The organism is Paludisphaera borealis (genome assembly GCF_001956985.1).
In the GTDB taxonomy this organism is placed as follows: domain Bacteria; phylum Planctomycetota; class Planctomycetia; order Isosphaerales; family Isosphaeraceae; genus Paludisphaera; species Paludisphaera borealis.
In genome coordinates, this window is sequence record NZ_CP019082.1 from 3,289,100 (window position 1) to 3,308,794 (window position 19,695).

The 19,695-nt window shown below is 68.6% G+C and carries 11 protein-coding genes and 1 riboswitch; of the genes, 3 read left to right on the top strand and 8 right to left on the bottom strand.

What is annotated here, in order from left to right; all coding sequences use genetic code 11:
- Positions 1-10 precede the first annotated feature (10 nt).
- A complete protein-coding gene (locus BSF38_RS12720; RefSeq protein WP_076346122.1) occupies positions 11-1,255 on the bottom strand; it encodes a S1C family serine protease in 1,245 nt (414 codons plus the stop codon).
- A 267-nt stretch (positions 1,256-1,522) separates the two neighbouring features.
- Between BSF38_RS12720 and BSF38_RS12725 the strand changes: the two genes are divergently transcribed.
- Positions 1,523-5,257, top strand: coding sequence for a PVC-type heme-binding CxxCH protein (locus BSF38_RS12725; RefSeq protein ID WP_076346124.1), 3,735 nt, complete (start codon positions 1,523-1,525; stop codon positions 5,255-5,257).
- Positions 5,258-5,273: 16 nt separating this feature from the next.
- A complete protein-coding gene (locus BSF38_RS12730) occupies positions 5,274-6,125 on the top strand; it encodes a glycosyltransferase (protein ID WP_076346126.1) in 852 nt (283 codons plus the stop codon).
- 15 nt (positions 6,126-6,140) lie between these two features.
- Here BSF38_RS12730 and BSF38_RS12735 read toward each other — a convergent pair whose 3' ends face one another.
- The 4 genes from BSF38_RS12735 to BSF38_RS12750 form a co-directional block, all read right to left on the bottom strand.
- Complete coding sequence (locus tag BSF38_RS12735) at positions 6,141-9,650, bottom strand: protein kinase domain-containing protein (protein WP_076346128.1); 3,510 nt, start codon at positions 9,648-9,650, stop codon at positions 6,141-6,143.
- 243 nt (positions 9,651-9,893) lie between these two features.
- Entirely contained in the window at positions 9,894-10,985 is a 1,092-nt protein-coding gene (locus tag BSF38_RS12740; protein WP_076346130.1) for an AIM24 family protein, read from the bottom strand.
- Between the two features lie 69 nt (positions 10,986-11,054).
- Positions 11,055-12,056 carry a bestrophin family protein gene (locus tag BSF38_RS12745; RefSeq protein WP_076346132.1) on the bottom strand — a complete coding sequence of 334 codons (1,002 nt, stop codon included), beginning with the start codon at positions 12,054-12,056 and terminating at the stop codon, positions 11,055-11,057.
- Positions 12,057-12,185: 129 nt separating this feature from the next.
- The gene (locus tag BSF38_RS12750; RefSeq protein ID WP_083712908.1) at positions 12,186-15,047 is read right to left on the bottom strand and encodes a tetratricopeptide repeat protein; all 2,862 of its coding nucleotides are present in this window, start codon (positions 15,045-15,047) and stop codon (positions 12,186-12,188) included.
- 141 nt (positions 15,048-15,188) lie between these two features.
- Positions 15,189-15,377: riboswitch (cobalamin riboswitch) on the top strand.
- Between the two features lie 300 nt (positions 15,378-15,677).
- Here BSF38_RS12750 and BSF38_RS12755 point away from each other — a divergent pair.
- Positions 15,678-16,565 (top strand): hypothetical protein, encoded by an 888-nt coding sequence (locus BSF38_RS12755; protein WP_076346134.1) that lies wholly within the window; start codon positions 15,678-15,680, stop codon positions 16,563-16,565.
- Between the two features lie 72 nt (positions 16,566-16,637).
- Here BSF38_RS12755 and BSF38_RS12760 read toward each other — a convergent pair whose 3' ends face one another.
- The 3 genes from BSF38_RS12760 to BSF38_RS12770 form a co-directional block, all read right to left on the bottom strand.
- On the bottom strand, positions 16,638-17,681 hold the full coding sequence (locus tag BSF38_RS12760; RefSeq protein WP_076346136.1) for a glycosyltransferase family 2 protein: 1,044 nt from the start codon (positions 17,679-17,681) through the stop codon (positions 16,638-16,640).
- The gene (locus BSF38_RS12765; RefSeq protein WP_076346138.1) at positions 17,678-18,652 is read right to left on the bottom strand and encodes a sugar phosphate isomerase/epimerase family protein; all 975 of its coding nucleotides are present in this window, start codon (positions 18,650-18,652) and stop codon (positions 17,678-17,680) included. The genes BSF38_RS12760 and BSF38_RS12765 overlap by 4 nt, the downstream gene beginning before the upstream one ends.
- A gap of 88 nt (positions 18,653-18,740) precedes the next feature.
- On the bottom strand, positions 18,741-19,643 hold the full coding sequence (locus BSF38_RS12770) for a rhomboid family intramembrane serine protease (RefSeq protein ID WP_076346140.1): 903 nt from the start codon (positions 19,641-19,643) through the stop codon (positions 18,741-18,743).
- Between the last annotated feature and the right edge of the window lie 52 nt (positions 19,644-19,695).

Below are 19,695 nucleotides of genomic sequence, written 5' to 3' on the forward strand. Positions count from 1 at the left end.
CGGCCGAGGGTCACGACTTGCCGAGCTGCACCACGACGTCCATCGGCTTGCCGTCGCGGACCACGGTGATCCGGGCGGACTGGCCGGGCTGGTGCTTCTCGACCTCGGTCATCAGCTCGTCGAGCGTCTTCACCCGCTTGTGGTCGACGGCGACGATCAGGTCGGCCGAGTCGGGATCGAGCGACCGCCGCACGAAGCCGGGCCCGACGCGCTCGACCTTGACCTGGATCGGCCGGATTCCCGCCTGTTCGGCCGGCCCCCCCTCGGCGAGGGCCAGGACCAAAAGGCCCTCGTCGGTGGCGTAGAACCGCGTGACGCCCAGGTCGGCGCGGACCACGCGGCCGTGCTCAATCAGCGGCTGGAGAATGCGAGCGATGGAGTTGATCGGCACCGCGAAGCTGACCCCCGCCGACTGGCCGACCGGGCTGATGATCGCCGTGTTCATGCCGATCACCTGGCCCTTGGTGTTCAGCAGCGGCCCCCCCGAATTGCCGGGGTTGATCGCCGCGTCGGTCTGGATGATGCCCCGGATCATCCGCCCGTTCTTGGCCTTGAGCGACCGGTCGAGGCTGCTGACGATCCCCGTGGTAAGCGTCCGTTCCAGGCCGAAGGGGTTGCCGATCGCCATGATCTTCTGCCCGACCAGCAGCCTCGACGAGTCGCCGAAGGTGACCGGAATCAGCTTGTCGGCGGGGGCGTCGATTTGCAGCAGGGCGACGTCGTTGGAGGCGTCGACGCCGACGACCTTGGCGGCATGGGCCGAGCCGTCGAACAGCGTGGCGCGAACCGTGTCGGCCCCCTGGACGACGTGGAAGTTGGTCAGGATGTGCCCCCGCTTGTCGGTCACGAAGCCCGATCCCGTGCCCGTCGAGGTCTCCTCGCCGAAGAACCCCTGGTTCTCGGCCTCGGTCGTGATGTTGACCACGCTCTTGTTGACCGCCGCGTACACGACGACGTTCTGCCGCTCCTCCGGGTCAAGCTCTTTGAGCGCATCCTCCGACGGCGGAGACGCCAGGGCGACGACGGGGGCCGCGGCGTCGAACGCATCAAGCTCCGCCTCCTCGATGGGCGAGGGAGCGGGGGCGGGGGCAGGAGCGGGGGTCGGATTCGCGACGCCGATCGAGGGGATGCGGGGCGGGGGTTGGGGCCGTTCGAATCGGACGCTGAACAGCAGAGCGGTGAGGAGCAGGGTGAGCCCGACGGCCGCCACATGGCTGATGATCGTTCCGCGGAAGGACGGCTGGTCGTACTCCATGGCTTTCCCCTCGCCTGCTCGGGTTCTCGGTCCGGTCTCCGCCGACGCCTGCGTCTGTTTACGCGCGGGACGTACCAGTATTGTAGGGAACCGAGGCGGTTGGACCAACTCTTCCCGGGAAACCGACGGCGGCGGCCGGCGACAGCGTCTGGACGGTCGTCGGCCGGTCGGCCAGAATGAGGAATCGCTGAACCGCAAAAGCCGACGCATCGGCGGTTTCCGACCGCAGCCGGACCGAACGTCGAGCCATCCCAGGAGCCGCCGCCGATGACCTCCCTCTCTCCCTCGCCGCGCCATGGAGTCGCCGTCCTCCTCGCTCTGGCGTGGCTCGCCGCGTTCGCCCCCGAGGCCCGGGCGCAGGTGAGCGCCGCCGAGTCGGAACGCAAGCTCAAGCCGGCCGAAGGGCTGGAGGCGACGCTCTGGGCGGCCGAGCCGATGGTGGTCAACCCGACGAATATGGACGTCGATTCCCGAGGCCGCGTCTGGGTCGCCGAGGGGCTCAACTACCGGCTGACGCGAGGCGGCAACAAGCGGTTCCCCCGGGTCGAGAACGACGACAAGATCAAGATCCTCGAAGACACCGACGGCGACGGCAAGGCCGACAAGATGACCGTCTTCGCCGACAAGATCTTCCCGGTGCCGATGGGCATCGCCGTCGAGGAATTCTACGACAAGGCCGGCAAGTACAAGGGCTGCCGGGTCTTCGTCGGCAACAGCCCCGACCTGCTGGTCCTGGAAGACACCGACGGCGACGACAAGGCCGACAAGCGTTATCCGCTGCTCACCGGCTTCGGCGGCGTCGATTCCGACCACGGCGTCCACGGCATGACCCTCGGCCCCGACGGCAAGCTCTACTTCACCCACGGCGACGGCTGCTGCTCGGTCCAGAGCGACCGCTCGGAGCGCAAGGAGAACTTCGACGTCGTCGACAAGAGCGGCCGGCGCGTGAAGTCGGACCAGCTCGCCAACACCCTCCGCGTCAACCGCGACGGCACCGAGTTCGAGGTGGTCTGCGACCGCCAGCGGAACAACTACGAGACCTCGGTGAACGCCTTCGGCGACGTGTTCACCAGCGACAACGACGACGACGGCAACCGCGGCTGCCGCGTCATCTGGGCGATGGACGGCGGCCATTACGGCTACCAGACGCCGGGCAGCCCGCGACACTGGGGCGAGGACGTCCCCGGCAACGTCCCCAAGATCGTCGGCACCGGCAACGGCAGCCCGACCGGGATCATGGTCTACGAAGGCCGGCTTCTGCCCGACGCCTATTTCGGCGGCCTGCTCGAAGTCGACGCCGGCAGTCGCCAGGTCAACTTCTTCCCAATCACCCGCAAGGGGGCCTCGTTCCGCACCGACTACAAGGTGTTCCTGACCAGCGACGACCCCTGGTTCCGCCCCGTCGACGCCACCACCGCGCCCGACGGCTCGGTCTTCGTGGCCGACTGGTACGACGCCGGCGTCGGCGGCCACGCGTTCAGCGACCAGACCACCGGCCGGATCTACCGGGTCGTCCCGAAGGGGGCCAAGCCGAACGCCGCCAAGGCCGATTTCGGCACGATCGCCGGGCTGATCGAGGCCCTCAAGTCGCCCAACACCGCCACCCACGACGCCGCCCGCCGAGGCCTGATCGCGTGGGGAACGGAGGCGTCGCAAGCCTTGCTCAGCTTGATCCACCTGGGTACGCCCGAGGAAGCGGCCCGCGCGATCTGGACGGCGTCGGCCATGCCCAACTCGCCGGTCGTCGGCACGATCGCGACCGAGGTCGTCAAGCACCCCGACGCTTTCCACGACGGCGACCCTCGGCTCCGCGTGTTGGCCGTCCGCATCCTCGGCCGCGACTGCCGCGAGAACGGGACCGTCGAGTACAAGAACCCCGAGGCCAAGAAGCCCGCCCCGGCTCTTGCCAATCTCGACCTGCTGCTCACTCTGGTCGACGACCCCGATCCGGCGGTCCGCCGCGAGCTGATCCTCGCCTTCCGCAACTTGCCGACGCCCAAGGTCGCCGACGCCCTCCGGAAGCTCGTCGCCTCGTGGGACGGCCAGGACCGCTGGTATCTTGAGGCCCTCGGCCTGGCGCTCGACGGCCGCGAGGCCGAGTACATCACCAGCCTGATGGACCCGGGGCTGTTCGGCGAATCGGGCGACTTCTCGAAGGACGGCCGCAACGACCATGTCGCCCTGCCACCGTACTTCCCCGTCGATCGCAACGAGGCGTTCATCGCCGTCGGCGCCCCCGACCAGCCGACGACCGGCCTGAGCAAGTTCCTCGGCCTGTTGTGGCGGCTGCATCGCCCCGAGGCGCTGCCGGTGCTCGAACAGATCCTTCCGAACCTGAAGGCCCCGGGACTCCAGCAGGCCGGCGACGACATCTTGCGGCAGTTGGCCAGTCCCGCCGCCGCCGACGTCGTGGCGCATGTCGCCGACCGAACCGAAGATCCGGTCCGCCGCCGCGGCCTGCTCGCCATGCTCGCCGAAGGGCTCGCCGGCCCCTGGAAAGAGGCCAAGGATCGTCCGCCGGTGACCCGGGTGATCGCCAAGGCTCTCGATACCCCGGACCTGCGCTCCCAGGGCGTGGCGCTCGCCGCCGCGACCGGCGACGCCCGTTACCAGGCCGGCATCGAAGCGATCGCCCTCGCCGAGAATCAGCCGGTGGAACTCGTGGTGGCCGCCGTCGAGGCCCTCGGCGTGTTCCGGTCGACCCCCAACCCCGTGCTCGGCCAGGTGATTGCCGACGTTCGCAACAAGCCCAGCTCGACCCCTCGGGCCGAGGCCGCCGTCCGGACGCTCCCCAAACTTTACGACGCCCGCGACCAGCTCCTGACGATGGTGACCGACCGCGCCTATCCGCTCGGACTGCGTCGCGAGGCGTTGCGGACCGTCGCCCGGCTCAAGGACGGCGGGCTGAAGCTGCTCGACCTGGTCCGCGAGAAGAAGCTCCCCGACGACCTCAAGACCGAGGCCACGACGGTTCTCCACAGCCAGACCGACCGCCGGGTCCGCGACCTGGCCGACGAACTGCTGCCGCAGCCCCTGTCGGCCAGTGGACGACCGCTGCCGTCGTTGTTCGAGCTGATCCGCCGCGACGGCGACGCCGGCCGAGGCGAGACGGTCTTCTTCCGCGCGGCGTCGAACGCCTGCGGCGCATGCCATCGCGTCCAGGGACGCGGGCAGTGGATCGGCCCCGACCTCTCGACGATCGGCACCAAGTACGGCAAGGAGGAACTGCTCAAGTCGATCCTCAACCCGAGCGCGGCCATCGGCTACAACTTCCGGTCGATGGTCGTCGGCCTGGCCGACGGCCGGGTGGTGACCGGGCTGCCGGTCGATGAGACCCCCGAGCGGCTGGTCCTCAAGACGGCCGAGGGCGAGCGGGTGACGATCCGCCCCGGCGACATTGAAGACCGCCGCGCCAGCGACGTCTCACTCATGCCCGAGAACCTCGCCCAGACGATGACCGACGGCGATCTGGTCGACCTGGTCGTCTACCTCGGCACGCTGAAACAGCCGGTCAGCATCATCGGCCAGTACCAGGTGGTCGGCCCGATCGTCGAGCCGACCGCCGCCCACGCGATCGACCCCACGTCCCGCGTCGACCTCGACGCCGAGGTGTCCGACGGCGAGGGCCGCAAGCTCTCCTGGCGGCGGATCAACGCCAACGCCGAGGGGATCGTCGACCTCAGCCCGCTCCTGACGCCGGGCTCGCGGCAGGTCGCCTACGGGGTCGTGCCGATCGTTTCCTCGGCCGCCCAGAAGGCCCGGCTGGTCCTCGACACCCCGGCCGACGTGGCGGTCTGGCACAATGGCAAGCCGACGACGCTGACGCGGCCTCAGGGGGGCGGCCCGTTCTCCGCCGAGATCGAACTTCCCGAAGGGCCGAGCGCCCTTGTGATCCGGGTGACGGCCGGCAAGACCGGTTCGGCCGCCCCGCTCGTGACCACGATCGTCGCGCCGCGAACGGTCGACTTCAGCGCAGGGGCGTCCGGCCTCTCGGCGCGCTAATGAGAACCGCAAACTCGTGACAAGCTCCGTCGAACCCAGGCCGACGCCGAAGATCGCCGTCGCCATCCCGTGTTACAACGAGGCCGCTGCCGTCGGGGCGGTCGTTGACCAGTTCCGCGCGGCCCTTCCAGATGCCGAGATCGTGGTCTTCGACAATAACTCGAACGACGGCACCGGCGCGATCGCCAGCGCCCGAGGCGTCCGGGTGGTCGTGGTGCCGAAGCAGGGCAAGGGCCACGCCGTCCGCGCCGCGTTCGCGGCGCTGCGCGGGTACGACGTCGTCATGATGGTCGACGGCGACGGCACCTATCCGGCCGAGGCGGCTCCGCTGCTGGCGGCCCCGATCCTGGAAGGGGTGGCGGCGACGACCGTCGGCGCCCGCCAGCCCGTGCCGGGAGCCGGGGCCATGGCGCCGGTCCGAGCGTTGGGCAACGTCCTGATCCGCACGGCCTTCCGCGTCTTCATCGGTCCCGGCGCCGGCGACCTGCTGTCGGGCTACCGGGCGTTCAGCCGGGAGTTCGTCGAGTCGGTCGACCTGCGCTCCGAGGGCTTCGAGATCGAGACCGAGCTGACCGTCGCGACGGTCGCCCGGGGGTTCGCGGCGATCGAGGTCTCGGTGCCGTATCGCCCTCGGATCGCCGGAACCGAGAGCAAGTTGCGGGCGTTTCGCGACGGCCGGCGGATTCTGACGAAGATCGTCGCCGAGGGGATTCGGCTCAAGCCCTGGCGCGCGGTCGCCGCGTACGGCGTCCTCGCGGCGGTCGTCTGCGGGTCGCTCGTCGCCAGTCCGTCGACCCGCGCGATCGGTCTCGGCCTCGTCGCGACGGGCCTCGTCGGGCTCGCCGTCGCCAAGGCCCGGGTCGGCTGAAGGCGGTTCTATCTTCTATTGAAGGGGGGCTTCCCAGAGCCTCACGGTGCGGTCTCGGCTGGACGAGGCGAGGACGCGGCCGTCGGGGCTGAACGCCAGGCCGGTCACGGCCCCCGAGTGGCCGTTGAGCGAGAGCACCGACTGGCCGCTGGCCAGGTCCCAGATCCGGATGGTCTTGTCGAGACCGGCCGAGGCGAGGCGGTCGTCGGGGGCGAAGGCCAGGGCGTCGACCTCGCGGAGATGGCCCTTCAGGGTCTGTCGGAGCGTGCCGTCGGCGACGTTCCAGACCTGGATCGCGGCGTCGGCCGCGGCCGTCGCCAGCAGTCGGCCGTCGTGGTTGAAGGCGACCGCCACCCGTTCTCCGTGCCCGTCGATCGTGGCGCGCAGCGCGCCGCCGGGCAGTTCCCAGATCTTGGCGGTGCCGTCGCTGGAGGTGGACGCCAGAAGCTTGCCGTCGGGGCTGAGGGCCAGCCGGCGGACGTCCTCGCCGTGGCCCGACAGTGTCGCCCGCAGCTCGCCGTCGTCGACGTTCCAGATGTGGATCTTGCTCTGGCCGCCGGCGGAAGCCAGCCAGTGGCCGTCGCCGATGAAGACCAAGGCGTCGACCACGTTGTCGAATCCGGAATAGCTCGCAATCCGCCGACCGGTTTCGACCTCCCAGACGCAGACGACGTCGCGCCCCGGGGCGGGCTGGTCGGGCGAGCCGGCGGCGGAGGCGAGCAGACGGCCGTCGGGGCTGAAGGCCACGGCTCGAATCGGCTCGTTGTGGCCCGTCAGCAGGTAGAGCAGCCGGCCCTTGGCGACGTCCCAGATCCGCACCGCATGGTCGTCCTGCCCGGTGGCGAGGCGGCGGCCGTCGGGGCTGAGGGCCACGCACTCGACGACGCCGCCGTAGGTCAGGACCGAGGGGCTGTAGAGGCTCCGGGGCCGCGGTGGACTCTCGGCGTCCCAGACCTTGATCGAGCCGTCGGTCGACGCGGACAGGAGGTCGCAGCCGTCGGGGCTGAAGGCGACTGCGCGCACGCCCTCGGTGTGTCCCTTGAAGGTTCGCAGCTCGCGGCCCGAGGCGGGGTCCCAGATCTTCACGGTGTCGTCGTTGCCGGCGGACGCCAGCAGGCCGGTGGGGCAGTAGGCCAGGCAGTGCACGGCCGCGTCGTGGCCGCGAAGCACGGCGACGGAGCGGCCCGACTCGGTCTCCCAGATCCGGACGGCGCCGTCCAGGCCGCCGGAGGCCACGTGCCGGCCGTCGGGGCTGAACACCACGGCCCGGATTTCCTCGCCGCGCCCGATCAACTGGCGGATGAGCTTCGGCTCGCCCTGGAAGTTCCAGATTTTGACGGCGCCGTCGAACCCTCCCGAGACGGCGAAGCGGCCGTCGCGGCTGACGTCGACCGAAGCCACGGGCCCCTCGTGCCCTCCCAGGTACGGCTCGATCGGCTTGCCGGTCTCGACGTTCCAGACGCGGACGATGTGCCTCGACTGAGCGGCCGCCAGCCGCTTGCCGTCGGGGCTCCAGGCAAGCGAGAGCACGGCCCCGCGACCGAACTCGATGGTCCGAACGAGCGCGCCGGTCGCGGCGTCGTAGAGGCTCAGCGAATCCTCATGGCCGGGGCCGGCGAGCCATCGGCCGTCGGGGCTGTACGCCAGGGCGTGGACCCCCGCGTAAAGCTCGGCATGGCTGCGATTTTTGACGTTGATCGTCGTCCGGAGCTTCCCGTCCGCGCGATCCCAGAACCGGATCCGGTCGTCCATCTCAAGCGAGGCGATGGTGCGACCGTCGGGACTGATCGCCGCGTCGATGAACCCCTCGCCCGGCGATCGCAGGGTGAGCCGCTCCTCGTTGCCGAGCCGCTGAAGGTAGCGCCACTCCCATCCCCGAAGGTCGGGCTCTCCGGGGGCGGGCCGCAGCAGGTCGAGCAGGCTGTGCATTTGGCCGAAGTCGTTGGCGTCCCACGCCGACATGGCCAGGTTGGAGCGGGTGGCGTAGAGCGTGCCGCGAAGCACGTCGCGCACCGACTGGAGGCTCGTCAGGGCGGAATCGGCCAGGCGGTGCGCCTCGGCCTCCTCGTCGCGCGCCCGCTGGGCGTCGAGGCGTTCGGCCTCGCGATCCTCGGCGAGCTGGTGCTGGACCTCGGCCTGATCGCGGAACCGCCGGGCCGCCGCCAGCGACCCCACTGTGGCGAGCACGAGCACCGCCGCCAGCAATCCCCCGAGCGCGGCGACCGTCGGATTCCGCCAGGCCCACCGCAGATAGCGTTCCACAAGCGACGCCCTGCGGGCCTTGACCGGCTCGTCGTCGAGGAACCGCTGGAGGTCGGCGGCGAACTCGGCGGCGCTCGCGTAGCGGTTCGCCGGGGCGCGCTCGATCGCCTTCTGGACGACCGTCGCCAGGTCGCGGGGAATTCGGGGGTCGAGCTTGCCCAGCCGGGGCGGGTCGGCCTCGGTCACCTGCTTGATGAGCCGGGCGCGGTCCTTCTCGTCGAAGGCGGGCCGCCGCGCCAGCAGCTCGTAGAGCGTCAGCCCCAGCCCGTAGACGTCGCCGCACGGCCCGGAGACCCCCTCGAACGCCTCGGGGGGCATGTAGCGCAGCGTCCCGACCACGTCGCCGCTCTGGGTCAGATCCTGCTGATCACCGGCCTTGGCCAGCCCGAAATCGGTCACCCAGACGGCACCGCGCTCATCGAGCAGCAGGTTGGACGGCTTGATGTCGCGGTGCAAGACCCCCTGGCCGTGGGCGTAGTCGAGCCCCCGCGCGACCTCGGCGCCGATCCGCGCCACGCGCTTCCAATAGCAGCCGCTGCCGGCACGGCCGAAGACGTCGGCGTGCGGGATCAGCGACGCCAGCGAGCCGCTTGAGGAATCCGAGGGCGCGGCCGGCTCGGCGTCGGTCGACTCCGACCTGCCATCGAGCAGCGCCCGAGCGATCGCGACGAGCGCGGGGTCGTCGGCCGTCCGGTTGAGCTCGTCCTCGACGGCGAGCGCGACGGGTTCGGGGGCGGACGCGGGATCGACGGTCGTCGGGTCGTGGTCGAAAACCAGGTCGGAGGCGTCGGCGACGGTCATGCCCATCGACGGCCCGTGCGCCTGGTCCACGGCGGCGATCGCGGTCTCGGCGGGAGGCGATTCGAGCTTCCGCAGCTCGTTGATCACGCCGTGCAACCCCACGCCGGCGATGAACTGCATCACGTAGTAGGGCGTCCCATCGTGCTCGCCGACGCCGAAGACCGGCACGATGTGGGTGTGGTGCAGCCGCCCGGCGGCCTTGGCCTCGCGCTCGAACCGCCGGCGCTGCTTCGCGCTGGTCGTCACGTGCGAGAGGACCTTGAGCGCCACCCGCCGACCGAGCGAGATCTGCTCGGCCTCGTAGACCACCCCCATTCCACCACGGCCGATCTCGCGGATGATTCGGAAGTCGCCGAACGAGGGGGGGCTCGCCGGCGTCGGCCCGGCCGAGCCGGAGTCAGCCTCGGTCGCCGAGTACACGGAGCTGGGATCGTCAGGAACCTGCCCGTCGCTGATCACCATCGTCGCTTCACTCTGGGTCGGCGGCGCACTCCCAGGATCGGGAGTCTGGCCGAGCGGACCGGAACGCTCCCCGCGCATCCCAGCGCGGCTCGCACGCCGGAACCGAGCTTCCCCTCGACTCGCGAGGGCGTCGGTTCCGATCAGGCGGCGCGGCTTGGGGCTAGTTCAATTATAGATGAAGTAGACCCATCGTCGCCTCACGATGCGTTTTTTGCAAGGCGCGTGGGAAGCGAGGGGCGGGGGTCAGCGCGATTCGGTCGACGTGCTCGAGTTGCGGGACGCCAGCGCCAGGGCGGAATGGCCCCCCTCGCGAAGCCGCTCGTAGACGTCCTGCGTCGGGGCGAGCCAGACCGAGCCGACGCCCCGAAACGTCTGGAGCAGCAGTTCGCCGCTGGTGAACACGCCCATCAGGCTTTTGGTCGAGCGTTCGACCGTGAAATCGATCCGGCCGGTGCGCATGAGGGCGAAGTTGCCGTCGACCTGAAGGGTCTCGTTCTTGAGATCGACGCGGATGATCTCGTCGGCGGGGACCGGCGATTCGAGCACGCAGAGCCCTCGCCCTCGAATCCGGGTCTGAAACCAGCCCTCGCCGCCGAACAGAGCCGAGGAGATCGACTTCTGGACCGCCGCGCCGACTTCGAGCGCGCCGTCGCAGCAGTAGAACAGGCCCTTGTCGGCGATGACCTCCTCGCCCGCCAGCCGGTGGATGAAGAAGTGGCTGAACGACGGTTCGAGGTAGATCTGGCCGGTGCCGTGGTAGCGGGGCAGGAACGCGGCCTCCTTGGTCAGGAACCGGTTCATCATCGCCCGGCCGATGCCGCCGACTCCGCCGACTTTGCTCTCCATGCGGAGCGCGCCGAGCATGAAGTGCAGCGCCCCAGCCTCGCTGAGAGCCTGGCCGTCCTTGAGCGTGATCCGCACCTGCTTGAGCTTCATCCCGGCGCGGTTGGCGAAAAACACCTGCTGCGCCGCGTGCGCGTCGCGCGAGCCCCCCAGCCGGGGATAGGCGAGGATCTCGACGCGGAAGCCGTCGTCCTCGGCCGAGTCGAGCACCTCGAAGGCTTCGGCCGCCGAGGCCGAGACCATCGCGAACCCTCGACCCCGCGGCTCGGCGACGGCGGCCGACGCGGCGGAAAGCGGCGGCGGTTCGGCCCGGCGGCGGCCGACGCGGTCGGCCAGGCCGGGGACCGTCTCGGCCGCCACCCACGGCCCGTCCCCCTTGCGCACCGCGGCTCCCGGGGCGAGCTTTCCCGCAACTGCAAGCTCGACCAGATCCGACGACGACACGGGGCCGATGTCGGTCCCGTTGAGCTTGTAGAACCACTCGGCGGCCATGATGCGGGCGTCCCTCGTTAGCGGTCGAAATCCTCGTCCTCACGCGCCGGTCGGCTCGTTTTCCTCTTTTCAAGAAAGAGGTTGCGACGTCGACAGGGCGACGGGCTTGGTCGCCGTCGACGAGCTATTCGGCGATGCGCCATGACTATTGAGCGTGGTCGTCGGATTCCAAGACGCCGCCGGCGGCAACGGGTCCAGCTCGTCGAGCAGGGCGAGCAGGTCGACTTCGATCTTGAGGCAGAGCTGATCGAGGGGAAGGTGGTTCAGGCTCGTCGTCGCGAACGGGAATTGCAGCTCGGTGCCGATCTTATCGAGGGCCAACACCGGCGCGGCCACGAGCATCACCGCCAGAGGCGTGAACCATTCGCAGTCATCCAAAAGTGCGAACGGCAAGGTCGTGAGGAACAGCACGAGGAAGCGACGGATCTCGATGCGATAGGCCAGCGGCAGCGGCGTGGATCGGATTCGCTCGCAAGCGCCCATGTGGTCGATCAGGCCCGCCCTCTGAGTTTCCGCTTGATGATATGCGAAGGGGCTCATGCCGTGGTTGTCGAGAGCGTCGCGAAGCAACGTCCCGAGGTGCATCGCCACGGCGTTCGGCATATGATGACAGGCCAGAAGGCGCTGCGAGGCCTTGTCTCCCAACAACGACTCCAACGACGTGCTCTCTCGCAGGTCGCGGAGGTCGAGGCGGGTCGCGTGGGGGAACGCGGCCGTCCACCGGATCATCTGTTCGCGCCAGGCTCGATCGGCCGGACCATAGGAAAGCGCTCCGATCACCAGATTGCGACTCTGGTTGATGATTCCGCCCCAGAGCCGCCGACCTTCCCACCAGCGGTCGTAACCGGCGTTGGTCCGCAGCACGAGCAGGAGGCCGAGCGCGGCGCCGGCGATCTCGTGGGGGCCGACGTTCGTATGCAACGTCTCGACCGTCTCGCTCATATGGATCGCCGTGACCAGAAAAGCGAAGCTGCCGAGGACCAGTACCCGAAGCACGATGAGCGGGACCGCCGAGCCTTCGATGCCGAAGACCTCGGCCCAGAAGTGGATTTCCTTGTCACGGAGTCTCACGAAACAACACCTCTCAGATTCTCGGCGCCAGGGCCGATCGGGAATAAGTCCGGACTCGCACCGGCGAGGACGGGCCGTCGCGAACGCCCTCGGACCGGGATCGCCGCCGATCGGCGACCCGGGCGAACCTCACTTGGCCGAGGGCTTCGACGACTCCTCGCGCAGAGCCTTGGCTTCGGGGTGTTCCGGGTCGGCCTTGAGCACCTCGTCGAGCGTCGCGCGGGCCGCGTCGTCTTTCTTGAGGCCGAGCTGCGCGCGGGCGAGCTTGACCTTCAGGTCGTTGGGTTTCTTGGGCTTCATCTTCAAACCGACCTCGTATTCCTCGACGGCCCGCTCGTACTTCTTGCCGGCCGACAGGGCGTCGCCCAACAGGACGTGGGCCGACGGGTCGTAGACGTCGACGTGGAGGCATTCCTCGGCCCATTTTTCGGCCTGGGCGGCGTCGCCGGCGGCCAGCCAACGCTCGGCCAGAACCTTGCGGACGCCGAGGTCGTCGGCGTCGTTGGCGGCGATCAGGGCCATGTCGTTCAGGAAGGCCTCGGTCTTCTTCTGCCGCAAGTGGACCCGGGCCAGGCCGGCGATCCACTTGGTGTGCTGGGGGTCGTCCTTGCGGGCCATCTCGTACAGCTTCTCGGCGGCGTCGAGCCGGCCGGCCTTGAGCGTCAGCTCGGCCATCAAATCGACGACCCGCTCGTTGGGATGCTTGGAGTCGAGAGCCGGTTCGATCAAGGCCAGTGCGGCGTCGTCGTCGCCGATCGACATCATCAAGCGAGCTTTCACGTAGCTGGCCAGCGGGTGGTTCGGCTTCAGCTTCAGGGCCTTGTCGGCCAGCGGGCGGGCCGCCTTGAGGTCGCGGCGCGCGTAGTGCTCGTAGGCCATCCGGGCGTTCAGGTCGGGGTCGTCGGGCTTCGCCTTGAGCTGCCGTTCCAGCTCCGAGAACTTGACCGGCTTCTCCTGGTCGACGCGGGTCCGGATCGTCTGGACGACCTCGTCGAGATACGCCAGGTAGGCTTTCTCGAAATCGGCCTTGTCGACGTGGAAGCACTCGTCGATCGCGCGTTCGGTCGTCAAGCCGCGGCGGTAGGCGGCGAGCATCTTGATCTGGGCGTCGGCGCCGAACCGCTTGGCCATGTAGCGAGCGTAAAGCTGCGCCTGACAGTAGGCCATTTGGCGGTCGTCGGGCTCGTTGGGACGGATGAAGCCGAGGTTGATCGTGTCGAGGTTCAACAGCTTCGACCGGCTGGGGACGCGGTCGAGGAGCATCTTGTTCCACTCCTGGGGCCGGGGGCCTCCCTCGCTCTCGACGGCCAGGGCCTCGGTGTACCAGTGGGGGATGTTGAACTCGGTCTGCTGAAGGGTGATCACGTGAACGACTTCGTGCTTGATCACCCGAGCCCAGTTGTACGGCTTGTTGGTGGCCTTCGGGCTCGCCATGGCGACGACCTTGCCGGTGCAGGCGCCAACGGTCGGGATGAACGGCAGGCCGATCGTCCGGCCGCTGAACCACTGGTGGTTCTTCATGATCTCGATCTTGGTCTTGCCCGGCGGCGCGTAGCCGAATCCGTCGGACAGCTCGGCGAAGACCGATTCGAGATAGCGGCCGAGGTAGCTGGCCAGGAGCGAATCCTGGGTCGGGTCGTACGTGACGGTGAAGTGCTTGGTTTCGTAGGGCTGATAGGTCGCCATGTGCTTGAGCACGCGACGCATGTTGTCGGCCCGGACGTTGAACGGATCGGCGGCGAACGCCGATTCGAAGAGGCTGCCAGCCTCGTCCTCGCGGCCGATCTGCATGTAGAGCATCCCCAGGCCGATGGGGGCGTCGGCGCGGCTGGGGTCGGCCTGGGCGGCGAGCAGAAACGCGCGCTCGGCGGTGAAGTACTTGCGACGGTCGGCGAGCCGTTCGCCGAGGGCGGCGTAGAAGTTCGCGGGCCGGGGGTTGTTCATGAGGACCGAGAACTCGGCGGCGGCGGCCCCGGCGGGATCGACCCGGAGTCGGCAGGCGGCGGCGACGCGGGCCAGGGCGTCCTCGTCGCGCGGGTTGGCGACGACGGCCTTCTGCGCCGCGGCCAGGGCGTCGGCGAACCGCTCGTCGGAGATGTTCAGGTCGGCCAGCAGAACGTGGGCCGGGCCGTAGTGGGGGTTCACCGCCAGCGCCCGCTCGGCCTTCGACCGGCCGGCGGCCAGCCGATAGCCTTGAAGATCGGCCTGGCCGAGCGTCACCAGCACCTCGGGCGACAGCGGGTTGATCTGCTGCGCCCGCGCCAACTCCTTGCTCGCGGCGCGCTCATTGTAGCCGGCGAGGAACAGCCGGCCTTCCAGCCACGGGGCCTTCCAGCAATTCGAGTCGGCCTTGAAGGCGGCCTCGTAGATCTCGTTGATCACGTCGTTGAGCGCGTCGCTCAGGTCTTCGCCCCGGGCCGTGGCGCGGTAGTAGCGCTCGGCCGCCTGGCCGATCAGGACCAGCCCCTCGGCGTCTTTCACCAGCTCGGCGTTGTGGGCGTTGAAATGGTCGACGAACCACTTGCAGGCGGCGACAGCTTTCTCAAGCTCGCCGCGGGCGTCGAGGAGCCGGACGGCGGTCCAGCGGGCGGACAGGTCGTCGGGAGCAGCGGCGAGGGCCTTGGCGACCCAGGCGTCGGCCTTCTCCCAGTCGCCTCGGTTGAACGCGATCTCGGCGAGCCGGGCGGCGGCTATAGGCGATTTGGGGTCCTTGGCCGCGATCGGCTCCAGTTCCTTCACGGCCTTGTCGTACTCGCCCTGGCCGACCAGGCTTTCGGCCCTGCCCAGCGCAAGAGCGCGCTCGAATTCGGGCGTCGGCCCGCCGGGCCGTTTCTTCGCGCCGGCCGCCACGGCGTCGAACGCCTCTTCGGCCTCGGCGTAGCGGCCGTTCTGCAAGAGCCGTCGCGCGGCGTCCAGGTCGCTCGACGTGTCGGTCGCCCCGGGCGCCTGACCTGCGAGACTCGCCGCCAGGAACAGAATCACGTAGCCCATGAATCCTCCCTCCTCGATCTGTTCCCTCACGTTACCAGAATGCCGCCAACGATGGCACCGCGACTTGCCGACCGGCGGGTCCGCCGCGAAATCGCCGGCGACCGTTCTTGCCTTGCGTGGGGGCGGTGGTCGACGTTATAGTCCCGCTTACATTCGACAGGCGTCCAGCCCAACCGCTGGACAGGAAGCCGGTGAAATTCCGGCGCGGGACCGCCGCTGTAAGCGAGAAGGTCTCCGGACGAAAAGCCACTGCGAGCCACGGCTCGCGGGAAGGCGTCCGGCGACCGTTCGACTCGCGAGCCAGAATACGGCCTGACGAATGACCCATTCGATGCTTCGGCCTCAAGCATCACGGGGGGCGGACCGCCATGCGTTCCCGAACGCTGCGCGCCATCGCCTTTTTCTTTTCGTGAGGCCGCGTCCCAAGGCCCCGGAAAGGTCCACTCCTTCGCCTCCTGACTCGCTCGCGGTCGCGATCCGTCGCGCCCACCGCGCACGGTTCGCCGCGACGTCCCGACGTCCGATACGCTCGGCCCCTTCGAAGTCACGCGAAGGGGATGCGAGGCGGGGACTTTCCGCGCCCTGAAGACGCGTTTTGTTCCCATTCGGTTCTTATTGAAAGGAAATTGCATGCGATTGGCTTCACGCTTCTTCAAGGTGCTGGCCGGCGGCTTGGTTCTCGTCGTCTCGTCGTCGACGGCCCGGGCGGGCTTCGACCCGCAGGTGGGGCAGCCTGGCTCGCTCGGAATTCCGGCGTCGAGTCCGCTGTTCACTGAGTGGGCGTCGTCGGTGGTCTCATTCGATCCGGGGCCTCAAGACATCACCAATCCCAACAGCCCGCTCGTCACGTTCGGGTCGCCGTCCAACATTCTCGGCCCGCGCACGGGCGACTCGACCTATAGCGTGCTCTCGCTCGGCGACGGCGGCTCGATCACTCTGGGCTTCGACCGGCCGATCACCAACGGCGCGGGGGCCGATTTCGCGGTCTTCGAGAACGGTTTCCTTTCGGGCGGAGCGGGCATGGCGTTTCTCGAACTGGCGTTCGTCGACGTCTCGTCCGACGGCGTGAACTTCTTCCGGTTCCCGTCGATCTCGCTGACGCAGACCGACACCCAGGTCGGCGGCTTCGGGCTCCTGGACGCGAGCAACCTGCATAACCTCGCCGGCAAGTACATCGCCGGCTACGGCACGGGCTTCGATCTGGACGACCTCGTCGGCGTCTCCCCGCTGCTCGACGTCGACCACGTGTCGTTCGTACGAATCACCGACGTCGTCGGTTCGATCGATCCCCGGTACGGCAGCCGTGATTCGCTGGGCAACCTGATCAACGACCCGTTCAAGACCCCGTTCGGGTCGTCCGGCTTCGATCTCAGCGGCGTGGGAGTGATCCATGCGGCGAACGCGCCGGTGGCGGCCGTGCCGGAGCCGTCGAGCTTCGCACTCGGGTTCTGCGGAATCGCCATCGCGGCGGCGGCGGTCCGCGCCCGCTCCGCCAGGTCCGGCCGACTCGCCGCGTGAGCTGAGCACGGCCCCGAGATCAAGCGTCGATCCCCTCGAAATCCGATATTCCGAGGGGGCCGGCGCCCCGGCTTACTCTGGCTGTTCGCCTTGTCGGACTTCTCGAAGCAGGTACGTCGTCTTGGACTGCGACTCGTAGTACGTCCGCATGATCAGCTCCGACTGGACGCCCAGCAGGATGCTCATGCCGCCGGCCAGAAAGAACATGACGGCCAGCGAGGGCAGGGGGGTCTCGATAAACGTCTTGGACGCCAGGCCGGACCACCACAGCGAGGCCGGCCATGGGAAGACGTACTTGTAGTAAACCATCGCAAAGCAGCAGCCGATCCCCAGCGCGAACGACCACAGGCCGAACCGGCCGAAGAAGTGGATCGGCCGCTGGGAATACTTCTGAAGGAACCGGATCAAGATCAGGTCGAGGACGACGTTGAACGTCCGGCCAAGTCCGTACTTCGTCTTGCCGGCGGTCCGGGCGCGGTGGTTGACCACCTGCTCGGTGACGCGCGCCCCTTGCCAGGCCGCGAAGATCGGGATGAACCGGTGCATCTCGCCGTAGAGCCGCACCCCGGCCAACACGCGACGCCGGTAGGCCTTCATGGTGCAGCCGAAATCGTGGAGCGGAACGCCCGAGATCCGGGCCACCAGGCGGTTGGCGATCTTCGAGGGGATCTTGCGGCTGACGAACGCGTCCTGGCGGTTGCGCCGCCAGCCGGAGACGACGTCGTAGCCTTTTTCGAGGGTCTCCAGCAGCTTGGGGATGTCGGCGGGGTCGTTCTGACGGTCGCCGTCCATCGGCACCAGGACGTCCCCCTGGGCGAGGTCGAGCGCCGCCGAGAGCGCGGCGGTCTGGCCGCAGTTGCGCCAGAGGAACGCCGCGCGGACGTGCTCGGGATCGCGCGCCTGGATCGCCTCAAGCGCGGCGACGGTTCCGTCGGTCGAGCCGTCGTCGACGAAGATCAGCTCGTACCGCCGCGACGTCGGCCGGAGCACGGCGTCCAGCTCCTCGTGGAGCGGGCCGACGTTGTCGACCTCGTTGTAAACCGGGATCAAGACCGACAGATCGACCTTCGAGCCGTTCGACGTCGAGGGGCTTTCGGGGGGCTGCGAGGAAGTCATGAGCCGGCGTCGTTTCCGATGGTCCGATAGGCCGACACGGCGGCGCTCGGGCGGTTTCCGATGATGAACTGTTCCAGGAACCGACGGCTGACGATCAGCGAATCGAGCCGCTTCTCCAGCGATCCCTCGAACGCCCGATCCTCGACCTCGATGGCGAGATGGCCGTCGTATCGGGCGTCGGCGAGCGCCCCGAGGAACGCGCCCCAGCGGACGTCCCCCTGGCCGGGAAGCTTGGGCGAGTGCCAGAGCTTGGGATAGGCGAACACGCCGTGCTCGTCGAGGCCCTTGCGGTCGATCCGGACGTCCTTGGCGTGGGCATGGAAGATCCGGTCGCGGAACTCGGCCAGCGGCGCGACGTAGTCCATGTGCTGAAGGACGAAGTGCGAGGGGTCGAAATTGAGCCCGAAGTTGGGGCTCGGGATGTCGTGGAACATCCGCCGCCAGATCGCCGGGCTGGTCGCCAGGTTCTTGCCGCCGGGCCACTCGTCCGCGCCGAACGACATCGGGCAGTTCTCGATGCCGACTTTCACGTTGCGGGCGTCGGCGTGGGCCATCAGCGGCCGCCAGACTTCGAGGAACCTCGGCCAGTTGTCGTCGACCGACTTGGTGTAATCGCGGCCGACGAACGAGTTGACCCGGCCGACGCCGAGCGCCGCGGCGGCGTCGATCACGTGCCGCAGGTGCGCGGCGGCCGTGTCGGCCTCGTCGCGATCGGGGGAGAGGGGGTTGGGATAATAGCCGAGCCCGGAAATCTCGACCTGGTGCTTTTCGAGCAGGTCGTGGGTCTTCTTGATCGCTGCGGGCGACAGGTCAGTGACGTCGAGATGACTGACGCCCGCGTACCGCCGCTCGGCCTTGCCCGGCGGCCAGCACATCAGCTCGACACTCGCGAAGCCCGCCTCCTGGGCGAACCCGAGAACCTGTTCCAGCGAGAATTCCGGCAAGATGGCCGAGACGAATCCCAGTTTCATGGTCGATGGCCCTACAGACGCCGAGCGGAGCGCGATCCACGACGCGACGGCACCAGGATACCGCAATCGGCGGCGGAATCACCAGCGATCAGAAACGCAACAAGCCCAAGGCGGCGCCCGCCACCAGCCCCCCGACGTGCGCGGCGTTGGCGATCGGTCCGACGGCCCCGGTCATGCAGACGAACAGCCAGACCATCATGAGCATCGTGTTTCTCGAATCGATGCTTAGCCCCTGCTCGGGCTGGTACTCGCCCTTCATCCAGACGTAGCCGAAGAGTGCATAGACCACCCCCGAGAGTCCGCCGAACAGGTGGGAGTCGCGGAGGAACCATTCCATGTACACGAATTCGGTCAGGTTGGAGAGGACGGCGGTGACCAGGATCAAGACAACCAGCCGCCAGGTGCCGCGCTGGCGCTCGATCGCGGTTCCGAGGACCAGCATCCACCAGACATTGAAGAAGATGTGGAGGATTGAGAAGTGAAGGAAGATCGGCGTGACCAGCCGCCAGGCCTGGCCGTGGACGATGTCGGTCAGAGCATGATCGGGCCGAAGTTCGGGTTCGCCCTGGGTCCAAGCGAAGAAACCAAGCTGATCGACCACCTCGGGGCCGAATCGCTGGCTGTGCTGGAGCACGAAGACCACGACGGCGATCAGGACCATCGTGATCGTCGCCGGCCGGCGGCGGAAACGGACGCCGGACCACGCGTCAGCGACGTCGCGGGCGTTCTTGCGGTACTCGCGGTCGAGTTGCTTCTCGCGCCGGCGGCGCGCCTCGGCGGCCGGGGCCGATTCGCGGAACTTCGGGTCGTCGGGCCGGCTCAGATAGGCGTCAAGCTCTTGCTTGGCCCGGGCGACGTGGTCCTCGTTGAAGATCCAGACGGCCCATCCCTCGGGGTTCCGGTCGAACCGGGATTTCACCCCGAGGCTGAGCAGGTGGTCCTCGAAGACCTTGGGATCGAGATTCGGGGGCAGGGCGCCGATCTGTCGCAAGGGATCGTCCTTCGAGCCGCGCGAAGCGAACCGCGCCCGCTCTCCGAAGCGA